The sequence below is a fragment of the Streptomyces sp. SM10 genome, from assembly GCF_002910915.1.
Taxonomy (GTDB): domain Bacteria; phylum Actinomycetota; class Actinomycetes; order Streptomycetales; family Streptomycetaceae; genus Streptomyces.
Genome location: NZ_NEUF01000081.1, coordinates 57,404 through 74,957 on the forward strand (window position 1 = coordinate 57,404; position 17,554 = coordinate 74,957).

General features: G+C 73.2%; 12 protein-coding genes and 1 tRNA gene. 8 read left to right on the forward strand and 5 right to left on the reverse strand.

Annotated elements, in window-relative coordinates; translation table 11 throughout:
* Positions 1–371: 371 nt before the first annotated feature.
* Complete coding sequence (locus tag B9S57_RS11700; protein ID WP_103515486.1) at positions 372–1,637, reverse strand: phosphoribosyltransferase family protein; 1,266 nt, start codon at positions 1,635–1,637, stop codon at positions 372–374.
* A gap of 66 nt (positions 1,638–1,703) precedes the next feature.
* Between B9S57_RS11700 and B9S57_RS11705 the strand changes: the two genes are divergently transcribed.
* Entirely contained in the window at positions 1,704–2,414 is a 711-nt protein-coding gene (locus B9S57_RS11705) for an HAD hydrolase-like protein (RefSeq protein WP_258036367.1), read from the forward strand.
* A 154-nt stretch (positions 2,415–2,568) separates the two neighbouring features.
* Here B9S57_RS11705 and B9S57_RS11710 read toward each other — a convergent pair.
* Positions 2,569–2,641 (reverse strand) — tRNA-Arg (locus B9S57_RS11710).
* 319 nt (positions 2,642–2,960) lie between these two features.
* Between B9S57_RS11710 and B9S57_RS11715 the strand changes: the two genes are divergently transcribed.
* From B9S57_RS11715 to B9S57_RS11745, 7 genes are all read left to right on the forward strand, one after another.
* On the forward strand, positions 2,961–4,604 hold the full coding sequence (locus B9S57_RS11715; RefSeq protein ID WP_103515487.1) for an ATP-binding protein: 1,644 nt from the start codon (positions 2,961–2,963) through the stop codon (positions 4,602–4,604).
* Positions 4,601–6,547, forward strand: coding sequence for a YfjP family GTPase (locus tag B9S57_RS11720; protein ID WP_103515488.1), 1,947 nt, complete (start codon positions 4,601–4,603; stop codon positions 6,545–6,547). Before B9S57_RS11715 ends, B9S57_RS11720 begins: the two co-directional genes overlap by 4 nt.
* 229 nt (positions 6,548–6,776) lie before the next feature.
* Positions 6,777–7,202 (forward strand): single-stranded DNA-binding protein, encoded by a 426-nt coding sequence (locus B9S57_RS11725; RefSeq protein ID WP_103515489.1) that lies wholly within the window; start codon positions 6,777–6,779, stop codon positions 7,200–7,202.
* A gap of 188 nt (positions 7,203–7,390) precedes the next feature.
* Positions 7,391–8,869 (forward strand): Cys-Gln thioester bond-forming surface protein, encoded by a 1,479-nt coding sequence (locus B9S57_RS11730; protein ID WP_181011322.1) that lies wholly within the window; start codon positions 7,391–7,393, stop codon positions 8,867–8,869.
* Between the two features lie 207 nt (positions 8,870–9,076).
* A complete protein-coding gene (gene ettA / locus B9S57_RS11735) occupies positions 9,077–10,741 on the forward strand; it encodes an energy-dependent translational throttle protein EttA (RefSeq protein WP_103515491.1) in 1,665 nt (554 codons plus the stop codon).
* Between the two features lie 5 nt (positions 10,742–10,746).
* On the forward strand, positions 10,747–11,169 hold the full coding sequence (locus B9S57_RS11740) for a thioesterase family protein (protein WP_103515492.1): 423 nt from the start codon (positions 10,747–10,749) through the stop codon (positions 11,167–11,169).
* Positions 11,166–11,861: a hypothetical protein gene (locus B9S57_RS11745; RefSeq protein WP_103515493.1), complete on the forward strand. Its 696-nt coding sequence runs from the start codon at positions 11,166–11,168 to the stop codon at positions 11,859–11,861. Before B9S57_RS11740 ends, B9S57_RS11745 begins: the two co-directional genes overlap by 4 nt.
* A gap of 123 nt (positions 11,862–11,984) precedes the next feature.
* Here the strand turns inward: B9S57_RS11745 and B9S57_RS11750 are convergent, their stop codons facing one another.
* From B9S57_RS11750 to B9S57_RS11760, 3 genes are all read right to left on the reverse strand, one after another.
* Complete coding sequence (locus B9S57_RS11750) at positions 11,985–12,941, reverse strand: ABC transporter ATP-binding protein (RefSeq protein ID WP_103515494.1); 957 nt, start codon at positions 12,939–12,941, stop codon at positions 11,985–11,987.
* Complete coding sequence (locus tag B9S57_RS11755; RefSeq protein ID WP_103515495.1) at positions 12,938–15,709, reverse strand: FtsX-like permease family protein; 2,772 nt, start codon at positions 15,707–15,709, stop codon at positions 12,938–12,940. The genes B9S57_RS11750 and B9S57_RS11755 overlap by 4 nt, the downstream gene beginning before the upstream one ends.
* Before the next feature lies 1 nt (position 15,710).
* A partial coding sequence (locus B9S57_RS11760) for an FtsX-like permease family protein (protein ID WP_146057746.1) occupies positions 15,711–17,554 on the reverse strand: 1,844 nt, incomplete at its 5' end.

The window sequence follows — 17,554 nt, forward strand, 5'->3', positions numbered from 1 at the left end:
GGGATTGCGGGCGCAGTCAATGGGTTGATGGCGAAGAGTTCCAGGAAGGGCTGCGATGTACGGACCTGAATGCGGGGAATGCGTGGGCGCCCTTGACAGTCTCCGCGGGGGCCACTATCTTCGCCGTTTTTGAATCGATTCATGACGTGATGACGCATCAGCCCGTGCGCGCGGATGCGCCGGAGGGGCCGGTTCACCGCCCCGGCGTGAGACCGGGCGCGGCCGGATGGTCCGGTCCGAGGAGGACGACGAGCCCCGCCCGGCCCGGGACCGGGCGCCGGCCCGCGCGCCGGTGGAATGGCCGCCCGGGATCCCCGCCGCTCCGGGATCCCCGCCGCTCCGGAATTCGGGCCGCTCCGGAATTCGGGCCGTTACGGGGAGAGGTGCGCGGTGAACCAGTCCCGGGCGAGGTCCGCGACCCGGTCCAGGGCGCCAGGCTCCTCGAACAGATGCGTGGCGTCCGGGACGACCTCCAGCCGGTTCTCGCAGTGCAGTGCCAGCTGCGCCTGACGGTTCAGGTCGATCACCGTGGTGTCGGCGCCGCCCACGACGAGCAGGGTCGGCGCCCGCACCAGGGACAGATCGGCCCCGGCGAGGTCGGGACGCCCACCGCGGGAGACCACGGCGCCGATGACCGAGTCCGACGCGGCGGCGGCCCGCAGCGCGGCCGCCGCCCCCGTGCTCGCCCCGAAGGCGCCGACCGGGAGGGCGACCCGGTTCCGCAGCCAGCGCGTGGTGTCCGCCAGCCGCCCGGCCAGCAGCCCGATGTCGAAGACGTTGGCGCGGTAGACCTCCTCGCCGGGCGTGAGCAGGTCGAAGAGCAGTGTGCCGAGGCCGGCGCGGTTGAGGGCGACGGCCACGGAACGGTTGCGCGGGCTGTTGCGGCTGCTGCCCGAACCGTGGGCGAACACCACCACCGCCCCCGCGTCCGGAGGGAGGGTGAGATCCCCGGCGAGAGGCACCCCGCCCGCGTCCACCTCGACCTCCTCGGTCGTGACGGTGCCTTGCGCGGCCCGCCCCAGCAGGGAGACGACCTCCTCGTCGGAGGTCTGGGAGAAGTCCCGGTACCACTCGCCCACGGCGGAGAACAGGCTCGGCGTGGAGAGGCACACCACCTCGTCCACGTCGTCGGCGAGCCGGGCGGCCACATCCGGCGAGGCGACCGGCACCGCCAGGGCGACATAGGAGGCGCCCTGCGCCCGGACCACCTGGCAGGCCGCCCGCGCGGTCGCCCCGGTGGCGACCCCGTCGTCCACCACGACGACGGCGCGCCCCTCCAGGGGCAGGCGGGGCCGCCCCTCGCGGTACACATGCGCCCGCCGCAGCAGCTCGGCCTCCTCGGTGCGCTCCACGGACACCACGTCGTCCGCGCGTACACCGGCGTGGCGGACGATCTCCTCGCTGATGACCCGGACCCCGTCCTCGCCGATGGCGCCGAACCCCAGCTCCGGGTGGGACGGCACCCCGAGCTTGCGGACGACGATCACATCGAGCGGGGCGCCGAGCTCCCGCGCCACCTCGTAGGCCACCGGGACGCCGCCGCGCGGCAGCCCCAGGACGACCGGGTCGCGCGGCTCCAGGTGGCGCAGTGCCGCGGCGAGCCGTCGCCCGGCATCCGTGCGGTCGGTGAACAGCACGGTGGTTCACCTCCAACGGGGGAAGAGCGGAACGCACACACACCCCCACCTTCGAAACAATCCCATGTGCGCTGGTTCGGCAAGTCGGGGACGGTCGGTCCTACGGGGCGGATCGGCGCGGTACTGATCGACATCGACGGCGTGCTCACGGTGTCCTGGGAGCCGCTGCCCGGCGCCGTCGAGGCCATGGAGCGGCTGCGTGCCGCGGACGTCCCCCTGGCGCTGGTCACCAACACCACCTCCCGGACGCGTGCCCGTATCGCCCGGCGGCTCGCGGACGCGGGCTTCCCCGTCGGCCCCGACGACATCCGCACCGCGCCCGCCGTCACCGCAGCCCACCTGCGCGAGCACCATCCGGAGGCGCGGTGCCCGCTGATCAGCGCCGGTGACGTACGCGATGACCTGCCGGGCGTGGACCTGGTCGAGGAGGAGGACGCCGGGGGAGCCGTGCCCGACGGGCTCGACCTCGACACCGGGGCCTTCCTGCTCGGCCTGGAGCGGGCGGCGGGGACCGAAGCCGTCGTCACGGGCAAGCCGTCCGGCGCCTTCTTCGCCACCGCCCTGGCCCACCTCGGCGCCGAGCCGGCAGGGGTGCTGATGGCCGGCGACGACATCGACACGGATGTGCTGGCCGCCCAGGGCCACGGCATCACCGGGGTGTTGGTCAGGACGGGCAAGTACCGGCCGGAGACCCGCGCGGCGGCCGACGGCACCCCGGACCACGTCGTGGACACGTTCGCGGACGTGCCCGCACTCGTGGAGCGGCTGGGGCGCTGACTTCACGCGCCGGTGCGAACGCGAGAACACGCTGGCATGTGAACGTGCCGACGCATCACGGTGCTTACGCCTGCGCTACGCCGCACTCGCTACGGTGCTGCGGGCTGCGGAAAAGGCCCTCCTGGGGGAGGGCCTCACCGTGGTGCGATCGGTGCGCCCCCGGCAGGACTCGAACCTGCGGCCAAGCGCTTAGAAGGCGCCTGCTCTATCCACTGAGCTACGGGGGCCGGGTGTCCGGCCTGGTGTCCCGGAAGGCGCTGGTTCAAGCCATCCGTGACCTTGCGGGGACAAGGATAGGGCTCAGATCGCCTCGTCCCGGTTGCTTCACCTGCGTGGCACGATGTGGAGGTTCGGTGAAGCGAACCGATAATCGCAGGTAGGTGCGATTCGCGCATCGCTTTTCACGCCTCACGCCCCGGGTGTTGTGCACTCGTTATGCCTGCGCCCCACTCGTCCCCTCTGTCCCCTGGAGCGGATTCGCCGCGCAGAGGGGCTTATACGCTTCAAAAAGGCGTCAAAATTGGGCATTCTTCACATGTGGTAACCATGGATGTACGGCCCCAGCTCATCGACGCACTTTCCGCCCTGCGCGACCGTGTCGCTGCCGTGCGTCTTCCACTTCCGCTGCCGGGGGCCCCACGCGCCCGGCAGACGCGGACCGAACTCCTCGCCCAGCTCGACGACTACCTCGTACCCCGCCTCAAGGATCCCGAGGCACCGCTGCTCGCGGTGATCGGGGGGTCCACCGGCGCGGGCAAGTCGACCCTGGTCAACTCCCTGGTGGGGTGCCGGGTCAGTGAGGCCGGCGTGCTCCGGCCCACGACGCGCACTCCCGTGCTCGTCTGCCACCCGGACGACCACCACTGGTTCGCCGGGGTGCGGGTCCTGCCGCAGCTGACCCGCGTCTGGCTGCCTCCGGGGCGGGTCCCGGACCCGGACGGGCTCGACCACCTCGGCGTCGACGGCGAGCGGGACGACACCGTGCTGCGGGTGGAGACCGCGGCGACCCTGCCCCGCGGGCTCGCGCTCCTGGACGCTCCCGACATCGACTCCCTCGTCGTACGGAACCGGGTCCTGGCCGCCGAACTCGTCTGCGCCGCCGACGTATGGGTCATGGTGACCACCGCGTCCCGGTACGCGGACGCCGTGCCGTGGCATCTGCTGCGCACGGCCAAGGAGTACGACGCCTCGCTGGTCACCGTCCTGGACCGGGTGCCGCACCAGGTGATCGGCGAGGTGTCCCGGCAGTACGCGGCCCTGCTCACCCGGGCCGGGCTTGGCGAGGTGCCCCGCTTCACCATCCCGGAACTGCCGGAGTCCGCGGGCGGCGGCAGCGGGCTGCTGCCCACCACCGCCGTCGCACCCCTGCGCGCCTGGCTCACCCACCGGGCGCAGGACCCTGCGGCCCGTCAGCAGGCCGTGGGACGCACGGCGTCCGGGGTCATCGACTCGCTCAACGTACGGATGCCCGAGCTCGCCGGGGCGGTGGCCGCCCAGTACGCGGCGGCCGTGCGGCTGACCGGTGTGGTCGAGGAGGCGTACGGGAAGGAACTGTCGCGCGTGCGGCGGCGGCTCCGTGACGGCGCGGTGCTCGCCGGCGGCGCCCGCACCCGGTGGCGCGGATATCCGCTGTACAGCACCGCGGGAGAGCTGTTGGACGCCCTGGTGGAGAGCCTGGTGGCCTTGCTGCAGTGCGCGGTGGCGGCGTCCGACGAGCAGATCCGGACGACCTGGCAGCGCGAGCCGGCCGCCGGGAACTTCCGATTCGAGGAGGCCGGCCGGGAGGCGGGCGGCTGGGGGCCCGCCGAGGACATCCAGGGCCGGATCGGCATGGCCGTACGGCGCTGGCGGCGGGTCCTGGAGGAACTGGCCGAGGAGGAGGCGCGGCTGCTCGAACGCAACGCCGCACCCGACGCCGAGACGGTGGCCGCTCTGCTGGCCGCCGCCCTCCTCGGCGGACGCCGCGCCAGGGGGGCCGGGGAGCAGCTCGCCGAACGGATCGGGGCCCAGGGGGCGCTGCGCCTGCGCGACAAGGGCGGGGCCCTGCTCACCAGTTGCCTCGACCAGGTCATGCACGGCGAACGCGACCGGCGGCTCGCCCCTCTGGACGCCCTCGAAGTCGCGCCCGAGCCGCAGGCCGAACTCATCGCCGCGCTGTCCGTACTGCAGAAGGAGAGGTGGCAGCGATGACTGCCGTCACTGACCAGGGCCGGGATCAGGGGCAGGGGCCCGAGCGGGAGAGCGCGGAGGAACCCGGGAAGGGCGAGGGGCGGCGCTGGGACGACGGGCTGATCGCGCGCCGCGCCGCCGAGGCGGCGCAGGAGGGCGCGGAGAGCGCGCCGGTTCCCCGGGACGAGCCGGGGCCCCAGGTCGAGGCGTACGGACTGCCCGGCAGTCCGCTGCGGCCCCGGCTGGACGCCCTGCGCGAACTGGTCGGGCTCTCCCGCGCCCGGCTCGACGGGGACACCCTCGCCGAGGCGGGGCGCGTGCTCGACGAGGCGTCGGCGCGCCAGCGGCTCTCCTCCCGGCACACGGTCGTCGCCATCGCCGGAGCCACCGGCAGCGGGAAGTCCACCCTCTTCAACGCGCTCGCGGGCGTCCAGATCTCCGACACCGGGCTGCGCAGGCCGACCACCTCGGCCCCCATCGCCTGCAGCTGGACCGACGGTGCGGCCGGGCTGCTCGACCGGCTGGCGATCCCCGGCCGGCTGCGGCGCCGGCCGGTGCAGGGCGGCACGGCCACCGACGAGGCGCTCCAGGGGCTCGTCCTGGTGGACCTGCCCGACCACGACTCGGCGGCGACCGGGCACCGGGACCAGGTGGACCGGGTGCTGGCCCTGGTCGACGCGGTGATCTGGGTCGTCGACCCGGAGAAATACGCCGACGCTGCCCTGCACGAGCGCTATCTGCGACCGCTCGCCGGGCACGCCGAGATCTCCTTCGTCGTGCTCAACCAGATCGACCGGCTCTCCGGCGAGGCCGCCGACCTGGTCCTGGACGATCTGCGCCGGCTGCTCGACGAGGACGGCATGGCCGTCGGGGAGCACGGCGAACCGGGTGCCACGGTCATGCCCCTGTCCGCGCTGAGCGGCGCCGGCGTGGGCGACCTGCGCGAGCTGCTCGGCAGGTTCGTCCAGGCCCGTACGGCGGCGGCCCGCAGGCTCTCCGCCGACGTGGACGCGGCCGCGGCCCGGCTCAGGCCGGTGTATGTCGCCGAGGGCAGGCCGGGGCTGGGGGAGCGGGCTCGCGAGGAGTTCACCGACCGGCTCGCCGAAGCCGTCGGCGCCGCAGCGGCCGGGCAGGCGTCCGAGCGCGAGTGGCGCAGGAACGCGGGGCGCGCCTGCGGGACGCCGTGGCTGCGGCTCTGGCGCTGGTACGAGTCCACCCGGCAGCTGGGCGGCCTCGACCTGATGGCGCAGGCCCTCGCGCCGCCGGAGGAGGAGCTCACCGCCCGGCAGCGGGTGGAGCAGGCCGTGCGGAAGCTGGCGGACGACGCGGTGGACGGACTGCCCACGCCGTGGGCGCAGGCCGTGCGGGAGGCGGCGGTGAACGGGGCGAAGGGACTGCCTGAGGCACTGGACGGGCTGGCGCGGAACGCACAGGCGGGAGCCCCCGGCCGCGGCCGCGGGGGGAGCGGGGACACCGCGTCCACCCCGGTGGGAAGGAGCGGGAAGGACTCGGCGAAGGGCGCCGGAAAGCGTGGCTCCGGCCCCTCGGGCACGGCCCCGGTCCCGTCCGCGGCCGCCCAGGGAGGGCGCCCCGCCAGGCCGCCGCGCCCGGCGTGGTGGCCTGCGGCGGTGCTCGCGCAGGCCTCGATGACGCTGCTTCAGATCTTCGGCGGGCTGTGGCTGCTGGGCCAGATCGTGGGCGTGCTCGAACCGGGCCTGCTGATCCCGGCCCTGCTGATGCTGGCCGGGGTGGTCGGGGGACCACTCGTCGAGTGGGCGTGCGCCGCCGCCGCGCGCGGGCCGGCCCGCAGGTACGGGCAGGAGGCGGAACGGCGTCTCCGCGAGGCCGCCGCCGGCTGCGGCCGGGCCAGGGTCCTCGACCCGGTGGCGGCGGAGCTGGCGCGCTACCGGGAGGTGCGGGAGCGGTACGTGGCGGTGACGGAGTTCTCCACAACCGGCGGGTAATCCACAGGCCCCGGCAGGATTCCCGGCTTCCGTCCAGCATGGTGTGCAGCGGATCGGACGGGCGCCCTGGATCGGCAGGGCGCCCGCGACCGCCAGGGCACTCCGGACCGGAGGGCGCTCGGGATCAGGCAGACGCACCGGACCGCACGTCCTCGCACCCGCATCGGCGCAGGTGGGGACAGCGGGACGGAGAGCGTGCGGAATGTGGCAGGGAGACGGGGGACGGGAAATGAACGAGACCTTGGTGACACTGGTGGGAAACGCCGCGACGCCGGTGGACTTCCGGGAGACGGCGACGGGATCGACGGCCAGATTCCGTCTGGCGGTGACACCCCGGCGGTGGGACCGGGAGCAGCAGATCTGGACGGACGGCCGCACCGGCTTCTACACGGTCTGGGCCCGGCGGACACTCGCGGCGAATCTGTCCGGTTCGGTCTCGGTCGGTGAGCCGCTCGTCGTGCACGGCCGTCTGAAAGTGCGCGAGGAGGAGCGGGACGGGGTGTGGAGGACCTCGGTGGACGTCGAGGCGGTGGCCGTGGGGCACGACCTGACCAGGGGAACTGCCGCGTTCCGGCGGGTGGTCAGAGCCGATCCGACGCTGACGGCGCCTACGCATCGTCAGAAACCGGCCACGGAAGTGGCATCGATGTCCTGAAGGTGGGCGGGCGCGCCGAACAGAGCGATAACGATTGCGAGTCGGAATGCTTATGTGACCGCATGAAGGGGGATTCCCCTTCGCTCGCTCCTTACGATTCCCCCGTACTCATGCGGCACTTGAGTTGGCTGGCGAGACACCTCCCACACGCGCCTCAAGCGTGAAGGTCTCGCCCGGAGGGGAATTCTGTGTTTTCTGTGTCTTCAGCATCCACTTCGTCGTCGACGGCGGCGACGGAGGGCTCCCCAGGGGGCCGGAGCAGGGCCCACGGCCTCGGTCTCGTCAGGACGGCCGCCGCGGTGCTGGCCACCGGGCTGGTCGCCGCGGGAACGATCGTCGGAGCGACGGCCGCCACGGCCGCGCCGGCGGACGAGACGGGTCAGCACCAGGGGGGTGCGGTCGCCGTACTGGACGGTCTGAAGACCTACGGCACGGCCGAGCTCAACACCGGTGAGGGCAAGAAGCCCCAGGAGCTGCCCGCCGGCCTGTTCGAGATGAAGGTCGACGGCGGCGGCACCATCCAGACGTACTGCATCGACTTCCACACGCCCACCAAGGACAACGCGAAGTACCTGGAGACCCCCTGGGACCAGTCTTCGCTCGGCGCCAACGAGAACGCCGGCAAGGTGCGCTGGATCCTCCAGCACTCCTACCCGCAGGTCAACGACTTCGCGGCGCTCGCCGAGAAGGCCGGTACCGGCCCGCTCGACGAGAAGACCGCTGCCGCCGGCACCCAGGTCGCCATCTGGCGCTTCTCGGACAAGGCCGACGTGACGGCCAAGGACGCGAACGCCGAGAAGCTCGCCGACTGGCTGGAGGCGAGCGCCCGGAACGTCGCGGAGCCCAAGGCGTCCGTGGGGCTGTCTCCGGCCGCGGTCTCCGGCAAGGCCGGTGAGAAGCTGGGTCCGGTCACCGTCCACACCGACGCCGGCCAGGTCTCGGTGGCACCGCCCGCCGACGCCGCCGCCGGCGGGGTCCAGGTCACCGACAAGGCCGGCAAGCCCGTCACCGAGGCTGTCGACGGCACCGACCTGTACTTCTCCGTGCCCGAGGACGCCACCGACGGCTCCGCCTCGTTCTCCGTCCAGGCCTCGACCTCCGTGCCCGTGGGCCGGGTCTTCGCCGGGCTGATAAAGAGCCAGACGATGATCCTCGCCGGCTCCAGCGAGTCCACCGTCTCCGCGACGGCGACGGCCACCTGGGCCGAGAAGGGCGCCGTCCCGGCGGTGACCGCTCAGAAGAACTGCGCCAAGGGCGGCGTCGACATCACCGCGAGCAACACGGGTGACGAGGCGTTCACCTTCGAGCTCGCCGGCACCGAGCACACCATCCCGGCCGGCGAGACCAGCACGGTGACCGTCCCGGTCGGCGAGGACGAGGCGTACGACTTCACGATCACCGGCCCCGGCGGCTTCAGCAAGAACTTCAAGGGCGTCCTGGACTGCGAGACCGCCGGCGCCCCCGCCCCGGGTGACGACACCACCACGCAGACCGGCTCCGAGCCCACGCCCGCCGCGAGCACCCCGGGCACCGAGGGTGACCTCGCCGCTACCGGTGGCTCCAGCGCCACCCCGGTCATCGCGGGTGTCGCCATCGCCCTCGTCGTCCTCGGCGGCGGCGCGGTCTTCTTCCTCCGCCGGAAGAAGACCCAGAGCACCGGTGAGTGACTGAGTAGGGGCGCAGCAGGAAGGCGCCGGTGAAGTGCCTGGTACGGACCCCCGTACCAGGCACTTCGCGTTCCCGGGGCTCTCCGCGGAGCCCGGAGAGTGCACGCCGGGCCCGTACCGGGGACCGGACGGGTTTCCTTCCGGGTACGGACGTCAGGCAAGATGGGTGTATCTGCCCACACCTCTATTGCTGCCGGACGGTTTCTCTTGGCTGAGTTCATCTACACCATGCGCAAGACGCGCAAGGCGCACGGCGACAAGGTGATTCTCGATGACGTCACCCTGAACTTCCTGCCCGGCGCGAAGATCGGTGTCGTGGGGCCCAACGGTGCCGGTAAGTCCACGGTGCTGAAGATCATGGCGGGCCTGGAGCAGCCGTCCAACGGTGACGCGTTCATCACGCCCGGGTTCAGCGTCGGCATCCTCATGCAGGAGCCGCAGCTCGACGAGTCGAAGACCGTCCTGGAGAACGTCCAGGACGGCGCCGCCGAGATCATGGGCAAGCTCAAGCGCTTCAACGAGGTCGCCGAGCTCATGGCGACGGACTACTCCGACGCGCTCATGGACGAGATGGGCAAGCTCCAGGAGGACCTGGACCACGCCAACGCGTGGGACCTCGACGCCCAGCTGGAGCAGGCCATGGACGCCCTGGGCTGCCCGCCCGGCGACTGGCCCGTCAACAACCTCTCCGGTGGCGAGAAGCGCCGCGTGGCGCTCTGCAAGCTCCTCATCGAGGCCCCGGACCTGCTCCTCCTCGACGAGCCCACCAACCACCTCGACGCCGAGTCGGTGAACTGGCTGGAGCAGCACCTCTCGAAGTACGCGGGCTGCGTCATCGCCGTGACCCACGACCGGTACTTCCTGAACAACGTCGCCGAGTGGATCCTCGAGCTCGACCGCGGCCGCGCGATCGCCTACGAGGGCAACTACTCCACCTACCTCGACAAGAAGGCCACCCGCCTCAAGGTCGAGGGCCGCAAGGACGAGAAGCGTCAGAAGCGGCTCAAGGAGGAGCTGGAGTGGGTCCGCTCCAACGCCAAGGGCCGTCAGACCAAGTCGAAGTCCCGTCTCGCCCGGTACGAGGAGATGGCGGCCGAGGCCGACAAGATGCGGAAGCTGGACTTCGAGGAGATCCAGATCCCGCCGGGCCCGCGGCTCGGTTCCATCGTCGTCGAGGTCGAGAACCTCTCCAAGGCCTTCGGCGACAAGGTCCTCATCGACGACCTGTCGTTCACGCTGCCCCGTAACGGCATCGTCGGCGTCATCGGTCCGAACGGCGCGGGCAAGACCACGCTGTTCAAGATGATCCAGGGCCTGGAGACCCCCGACTCCGGCGCCATCAAGGTCGGCGACACGGTCAAGATCTCCTACGTCGACCAGTCCCGCGCCAACATCGACCCGAAGAAGACCCTCTGGGCCGTCGTGTCGGACGAGCTGGACTACATCAACGTCGGCCAGGTCGAGATGCCCTCGCGGGCCTACGTCTCCGCGTTCGGCTTCAAGGGCCCGGACCAGCAGAAGCCGGCCGGTGTCCTCTCCGGTGGTGAGCGCAACCGCCTCAACCTGGCGCTGACGCTCAAGGAGGGCGGCAACCTGCTGCTCCTCGACGAGCCCACCAACGACCTCGACGTGGAGACCCTGTCCTCGCTCGAGAACGCGCTGCTGGAGTTCCCCGGGGCAGCGGTGGTCATCTCCCACGACCGCTGGTTCCTGGACCGCGTCGCCACGCACATCCTGGCGTACGAGGGTGACTCCAGGTGGTACTGGTTCGAGGGCAACTTCGAGTCGTACGAGAAGAACAAGGTCGAGCGCCTCGGCCCGGACGCGGCGCGCCCGCACCGTGCCACGTACAAGAAGCTCACGCGAGGCTGATCGAGTTGGCCCGTCACATCTACAGCTGCCCGCTGCGCTGGTCGGACATGGATGCCTTCGGCCACGTGAACAACGTGGTCTTCCTCCGCTACCTGGAGGAGGCGCGCATCGACTTCATGTTCCGGCTGGCGCCGGGGGACGGCTCGCCGTCCTTCTCGGGCGGCTCCGTCGTGGCCCGGCACGAGATCGACTACGTGCGCCCGCTGGTCCACCGGCACGCGCCGGTGACCATCGAGTCCTGGGTCACGAAGATAACGGCCGCGTCGCTGACCATCGCCTACGAGGTCAAGGACCCCGAGCAGGTCTACGTACGCGCTTCGACGGTCGTCGTGCCCTACAACCTGGCCGAGGAGCGGCCCCGGCGGATCACCGCCGAGGAGAAGCTCTTCCTGCAGGAGTACCTCGACCAGGAGCCGGCCGTCGCATGACAGTGCCCGTACGGTCGCCGCGGTTCGCCGACGCGAGGGAGGCGGCGGACCTCGCCGCCTTCCTCGGCCGGCTGTTGCACTACGACCGGGCCGCCGCCGTCCGCCTCCAGGCGGGCGGCGGCGCGCTGGCCGTCTTCGGCCGGCCGCCGTCGTTCGAGGTCCTCGCGATCCGCACCGTCCGGCTCTCCGGCGTGCACGACTTCGACGTCACGGTCTCGGCCGGTGAACTCCTCGAAGCGCTCGACACGGACGGGTCCGGCGACGCGCCCGGCGTGAACGCCCTGCCGGCGCCCGTCACCGGTCCGCCGTGGGCCGGGATGCTGCCGCCGCGCGGCGGCTGGCGGGAGCGCCCCGGGCTTCCGGGCCCCCTCGACCTGCGCACCGGACTCACCGACGCCGTGGCGGAATTCCGCGCCCGGGACGCGGCGCTGCCCGAGGACCGGCGCACCCGTGCGGAACGCGACCTGATCGGCCGCGACATCTGGTCCCGGAGGGTGGGGGACACGGAACTCCCACTGCGTGCCGTGCACGCAGCGCAGTCGCTCGGCTTTCTGCGCCCCGCACCCGACTTCCCCGTCGCCCTCTTCGCCGCCGGTCCCTGGCTGCGGCTGCGCACGCCGTACGGGTCGGTGGCCCTGCGGGGTGAGGGCGGCGGCATCGGCACGCTGGCCGTGACGGTCGGGACCGTCTGACGGCTCGGGCCGTCCCCGAAGGCTCTGACCGCTCCCGGCCGGGGAGGCGGGTCCGTCCCCGAAGGCTCTGACCGCTCCCGGCCGGCGCGTGGGGTCCGTCCGCAGGCGACGGACGGCCGGGGCCTACTCCTCCCGCGCGTCCGGCCACACCCCGATGTGATCCCGTTCCAGCTCCAGCATCACCCGGTGCTCCATGCCCAGCGCCTCGGTGTAGTCGGCGGGCAGTTGCAGCCGGCCCGCCCGGTCGAGCATCGCGTACTCCCGGGCGACCTGGGACTCCTGGCCCGTCGCCGCGTCCACCTCGGTGCGCCGCAGCACCTCGGAGGACGTACGGCCGTCGCGGATCGCGACCGTGCGGCGCACCTCGTCGGCCACCGCCTGGTCGTGGGTGACGATCACGATCGTCGTGCCGAGCTCCTCGTTGGCACGGCGGAACGCGGCGAAGACCTGCTCGCCGGTCGCGGAGTCCAGCTCACCGGTCGGTTCGTCGGCGAGCAGCACCGAGGGGTTGTTGGCCAGGGCCACCGCGATCGCCACCCGCTGCTGCTGGCCGCCGGACATCTGCGCGGGGCGCCGGTCCCGGCAGTCGGCGACGTCCAGCATGGCCAGCAACGACTCGGCCCGCGCGGCGCGTTCGCGGTTCCGGCCGCCACCGCGCAGCTGCATGGGCAGGGTGATGTTCTGCGCGGCCGTCAGATACGAGAGCAGGTTGCGCGAGGTCTGCTGCCAGACGAAACCGACGACGTCGCGGCGGTAGCGCAGCCGCTCCTTCTGCCCCATCGCCAGCAGGTCGCAGCCCGCCACCTTCGCCGATCCCGCCGTGGGGACGTCCAGCCCCGCCAGGATGTTCATCAGCGTCGACTTCCCGCTGCCCGAGGCCCCCACCAGAGCCATCAACTCGCCTTCGTTCACCAGGATATCGAGCCCCTGGAGCGCCTGCACCTCCACGCCGTCCGCGGAGAAGACGCGGACCAGCCGGTCACAGGCGATCAGCGCGTCGTGCCCGTAGGACGGCCGGTCGCGGCGTGCCGCGGCCCGCTGTTCGAGTTCCGCCAGGGTGGTCTCTGTCGACGGTGTCACCGGGTGTCTCCTGCCCTGAGTTCCTTGATCGATCCACGGCGGCTCGCCCACCAGGCCTGTACGCCCGCCACGGCGGCGGCGAGGGCGACCACGCCCACCGCCGGGAGCGCCAGCGACCGGAGGTCGGCCCGCAGAGAAGCGGTGTGCGCGGTCGAGGGGTCGCCGCCGGCCAGGGCCAGCGCGACGAGGTCGATGCCGGGCGCCAGCAGGGCGATGGTCGCCCAGCCGACGAGGAGCCCGCCGAAGGCCGCCAGCAGAGCCTGCGGCATCGCCTCGAAGGCGAGCAGCCTGCGCCCCTGGCGGGTGGTGAGCCCCATGGTGCGCAGCCGGGCCAGGAGCGTGGTGCGCTCCGGTGCCGTCTGCAGGAGGGACAGGAGCACGGCGAGCAGCGCGTACCCGGCGCCCGCCACGACCGCCGCCCCGTAGATCCGTTCGGCGCCCGACTGCATCGGGGTGTCCACGAACCGTTTCCGCTCCGCCGACCGCAGCTTCACCGTGAACTCCGGCCCCGCCTCCCGCGCCGCGGCCCGCAACTGCCGGACATCGGGGTGGCCGCCGGTCACCAGCAGCGTCGTGGGACCCCTCTTGGCGAGTGCTGCCGCGTCGACGATCAGGTAGTCGGAGGCGCCCACCGCGGAGGTGAGCGGGAGGACGGCGGCGACCCGCACCGTGATGTCCCCCGCCTGCGACTCGATGGTGCGCGGCCGCTCGCCCAGACGCTCCGCGAGTGCGGGCGAGGCGATCGCGGGAAGGGTCCTGTCCTGCCCCGGTCCGCTCGCCAGCGCCCCCGACGGGAAGGCGGGCAGCCCGGTGCCCCGGGCCAGGCGTGCGTAGGACTCCGGTTCGACGCCCATGAGGGTGGCGCGCTTCGTGTCCGACCTGACGTCCAGGGTGGCCGCGAGGGGGATCCCGTACTCGATGTGGACGGGGGCGACGTCCTCGACGCCTTCCACGGCACGCACCCGGCGGACCGTGCCCTCGGAGATGGGGGCGAGGCTGCCCTCGCCACTGATCCGCGCGTCCGCGCCCACGGTGCGCAGCGCCGCCTCGTCGCGGGCGTCCGCGACCCCCGTGAGCACCGAACCGCCGAACGCCGCCGTGGTCAGCGCGATCAGCAGAGCCAGCAGGGGCAGGGTGCCGCTCGACGAGGCCCGGCCCGCGCGGGCCAGTGACAGGAAGCCGACCGCTCCGCGCAGCCTGGCCACGGGGCGGGCCGCCAGACGCAGCGGCAGCGGGTACAGGCGTACGAGGACGAGAGCGGCGATCAGCCCCACCAGGACGGGCGCGGCACTGACCAGCAGGTCGGCGCCCGACCCCGTCGTCGTACCGCGGCGGCGCAGCGCCGCCACCGCGCCGATCGCCAGGAGGAGCAGGGTCAGCTCCGCGACCGTACGGCGCCGGGAGGGCCTGGCGGCCGTCACGTCGTCCCTGGCGCCGTGCAGCAGCGGCCTGCGGTGGTCGAGAGCCGTTCGGACCGGCAGCAGCACGCAGACCAGCGCCGCGACGGCGGCGGCGCCCAGCGCCGCGGGCAGGAACCGGGCCTCTTCGACCACCAGGACCGCCAGCAGCAGGCCGAGCGCCGCCGGGGGCACCACCGCCACGGCCGTCTCCGCGAGGAGGCGTCCGCCGATGCCGCGCAGCGAGCCGCCCCGGGAGCGCAGCAGGGCCAGTTCGTGGTGGCGGCGGGCGCCGATCAGTCCACCGGTCATCAGGAGGACGACGGCGGCCACCGAGCCGATTCCCACCGCGGCGACCGTGACGACGGGGCCGATGGCACCGCGCGTCGAGGAGTAGCTGCCGAGGATCGCGTCCAGGCCGGTCGTGAGTGTGGTGTTCGGGCCGGCGATGGCACGCAGCTTCAGCAGCCCGGGACCCTTCTCCACCGTCGCGACGCCGGACTCCAGCCCCGGTACGTCGGCCGTGGTCAGCCCCGTGGCGTCCGGAGCCAGGCGCCAGAACAGCTCCGGCTCCCCCGTGGTGGCGAGAAGCGCGGGGCCCGTGTCCGGTGCCAGGAGCAGCGTCCCCCGCCAGTAGTAGACAGGCGTCGGGGACCCCGGATCCCTGACCAGGGACGGGGCGCGGAACAGCGGGTCGACCGCCCAGTAGCCGCTCTCGGGGCGCAGCGGGGCGACGATGCCGGTGATGCGCACGGTGAGCGGATCGCCGTTCTGCGTGGGCACCGCGACGGCTGAGCCCGGCTTCATGTGCAGGTCCCTGGCCGTGTCCTCGGTGACGGCCGCCTCCACCTCGCGGGTCTCCAGCGTCACCGTGTCCCGCGCCACCGGCCAGCGCCCCGACGTCAGGGTGCTGTGCCTGGCGAGCCCCGAGGGGGCGGCGTAGGTCAGCCGGGCCGGAACGGCGTCCGGGCGGGGCAGCCACTCCTCTTCGGCCGCCAGCGGCTTCGTGGTGTGCACCCCGTACGAGGACTCGGGAACATCGGCGCGCAGCGGGGAGGGGAGCGCCTTGACCAGCGCGTTCCGCGCCGGCGCCAGGGCGTCCTCCCGCATCACGGCCTCCCGCGCCGAGGGCGCCTTGCCGAGCGGGGGCGGCGGGGTCGTCACCTCGAGCACGCTCTGTCCCGGCGGCGCGGACGTGATGTCGTGGCGCAGCGCCTTCGCCTCGTAGGCGTCCACCGAGCGCGGGAAGACGGCGGCGAGGAAGGCGGTCAGGAGGACCAGCACCGCGAGGGCGGCGGAGATGCCGGGGGCGGTGCGCAGCCGGGTACGCACCCAAGGGGCGCAGGCGGAGGGGATCTTGGCGGCGTTCATGTCAGTTGTCCCCCTGGTGGCGCAGCGACACCGCAGGATCGGCGCGGCGCAGTGTGACCGCGGCGACGGTCAGCAGCGGCAGTGCGGCGACCGAGGCGAGCAGGACGGCGACCTGTCCGGCCGGCAGCAGCACGAGTACGTCCGGTACCGGCCTGGACGCCTGCCCGGTCAGCACGACCAGCGGCACGACGGCTCGGGTGAGTACCGCCCCGAGGGCGAGCCCGATCAGCAGCGCCAGCGCGATCAGCACCCCCTGCTCGGCCGCCGTCATCCGGGCCAGCCTGCGGCGCGGCGCACCCAGGGCACGCAACACGGCAAGTTCCGGGGCCCGTTCGCGCTGCGAGCCCACGAGGCCCACGGCGAAGCCGACCGCGGCCAGGGCGGCGGCGACCACGGCGACGGCCAGCAGCGCGGACTGCGGCCCCGCCCCCAGCGGGTCGTCGGCCAGTTCCCGCGCCACCTCGTCCCGGACCCGCACCTGCGCCGGATCGGTCCCTGGCAGCGCGCGCAGCTCCGCCGCCACCTTCGCGCCGTCGCCGGGCGGGGTGCTCAGCCACCACTCGGTGGGCGCGAGAACAGCCCCCGACCGGTGGGCGAGCACCTCCGACACCGCCCTGAGGTCCAGCAGCAGACCGCCGCCCGGCTTCAGCGACGCGTCGGCCGGGGCGCCCTCGGTGGAGCCCGCCGCACCACCGAGGCCGGTGGTCGGCAGCTCCCGCACCGCCTTCACCAGAGTCACCCGGACCGTGTTGCCCGCCAGGGTGAGGTCGACCTCCTGGCCGAGTTCCGCGCCCGCGTACCTGAGATACGCGTCGGTGGCCACGGCCTTCAGCGCGGGGGCCGCCGGACGGGCCGCGGTGACCCGGAGCGTGCTGACCGGTTCGGCGGCGTAGCGGTCATCGGCGGCGGTGTAGCCGGTCTCGTACCGGAAGGCCGGTGTCGTGCCCGAATCCGTCAGCGCCTCCGGCTTCTCCACGGACTGCTCGTCCCCCTCCGCCGCCATGGTCGCCCCGGCCTCCCAGCGCACCCCGTCCGATGCGGCGACCGGCTGCTCGCCGCCGCCCTCGACGCTCGCCCTGAGCCCGCTCACGGTGACCTGGCGATTCTCGGAGCGGCCCTCGGGCACGTCGCTGTCGACCTCGAAGCCGGTCACCGACAGCTCGCCGGCGGCCGACACGGGGAACGACAGGGTGTGCGCCCGTCCGTCGACCGGGACCGTTCCCGCCCCGATCCGGTAGCCGACGCCGTAACGGTCCTCCAGCACCACGCTGACCAGCGACGTCGCACCGGACGGGGACCGCCCGCCCGGTGCCGCGGTGTCACGGATCCGCAGGTCGAACAGGAACTGCCGACCGCCCTCGGGCAGGACCGCCCCGGCCCGTGACGTCCTCGGCGGGGCGATCGCGGCGAACAGCTTCCGGGGCTGAGTTCCCGCGAGGTCCTCCCGCATCAGCATCCGCTCGTCCGCGTGCGCGGTGTCCAGCGCGAGGATCTCGGCCGTCCGCCCGCCGGAGAGGTCGGCCGTCGTGCGGAACGCCGGAGCGGCCTCCCGCACACCCGCGAGATCCGTGTAGGCGGCGGCCTTCGCCGGGTCGGCGGCGGGCGTGCCCACCACCCGCACCGACGCACCCGACCTGAAGTCGGCCTGGTCGCTCTGCGAGCGGTCCCACGACGCGCTCTGGCCGACGGCCAGCATGCCCATCGCGACCGACAGGACCAGCAGCAGCACCGGACCCGCGCCCCGCAGCGGCCGGCGGCTGAACTGCCAGCCCGCGAGAGCCGCGGGCAGGCCTCGCCCGCCCGCCGCACGGCGTTCCGCGAGCCGGGCGGCCGGCGGGAGCAGGC

Coding starts and splice junctions, on each gene's coding strand:
- B9S57_RS11715 (WP_103515487.1), top strand. CDS start 2,961: ATGGATGTACGGCCCCAGCTCATCGACGCACTTTCCGCCCTGCGCGAC.
- B9S57_RS11745 (WP_103515493.1), top strand. CDS start 11,166: ATGACAGTGCCCGTACGGTCGCCGCGGTTCGCCGACGCGAGGGAGGCG.
- B9S57_RS11720 (WP_103515488.1), top strand. CDS start 4,601: ATGACTGCCGTCACTGACCAGGGCCGGGATCAGGGGCAGGGGCCCGAG.
- B9S57_RS11725 (WP_103515489.1), top strand. CDS start 6,777: ATGAACGAGACCTTGGTGACACTGGTGGGAAACGCCGCGACGCCGGTG.
- B9S57_RS11755 (WP_103515495.1), bottom strand. CDS start 15,709: ATGAACGCCGCCAAGATCCCCTCCGCCTGCGCCCCTTGGGTGCGTACC.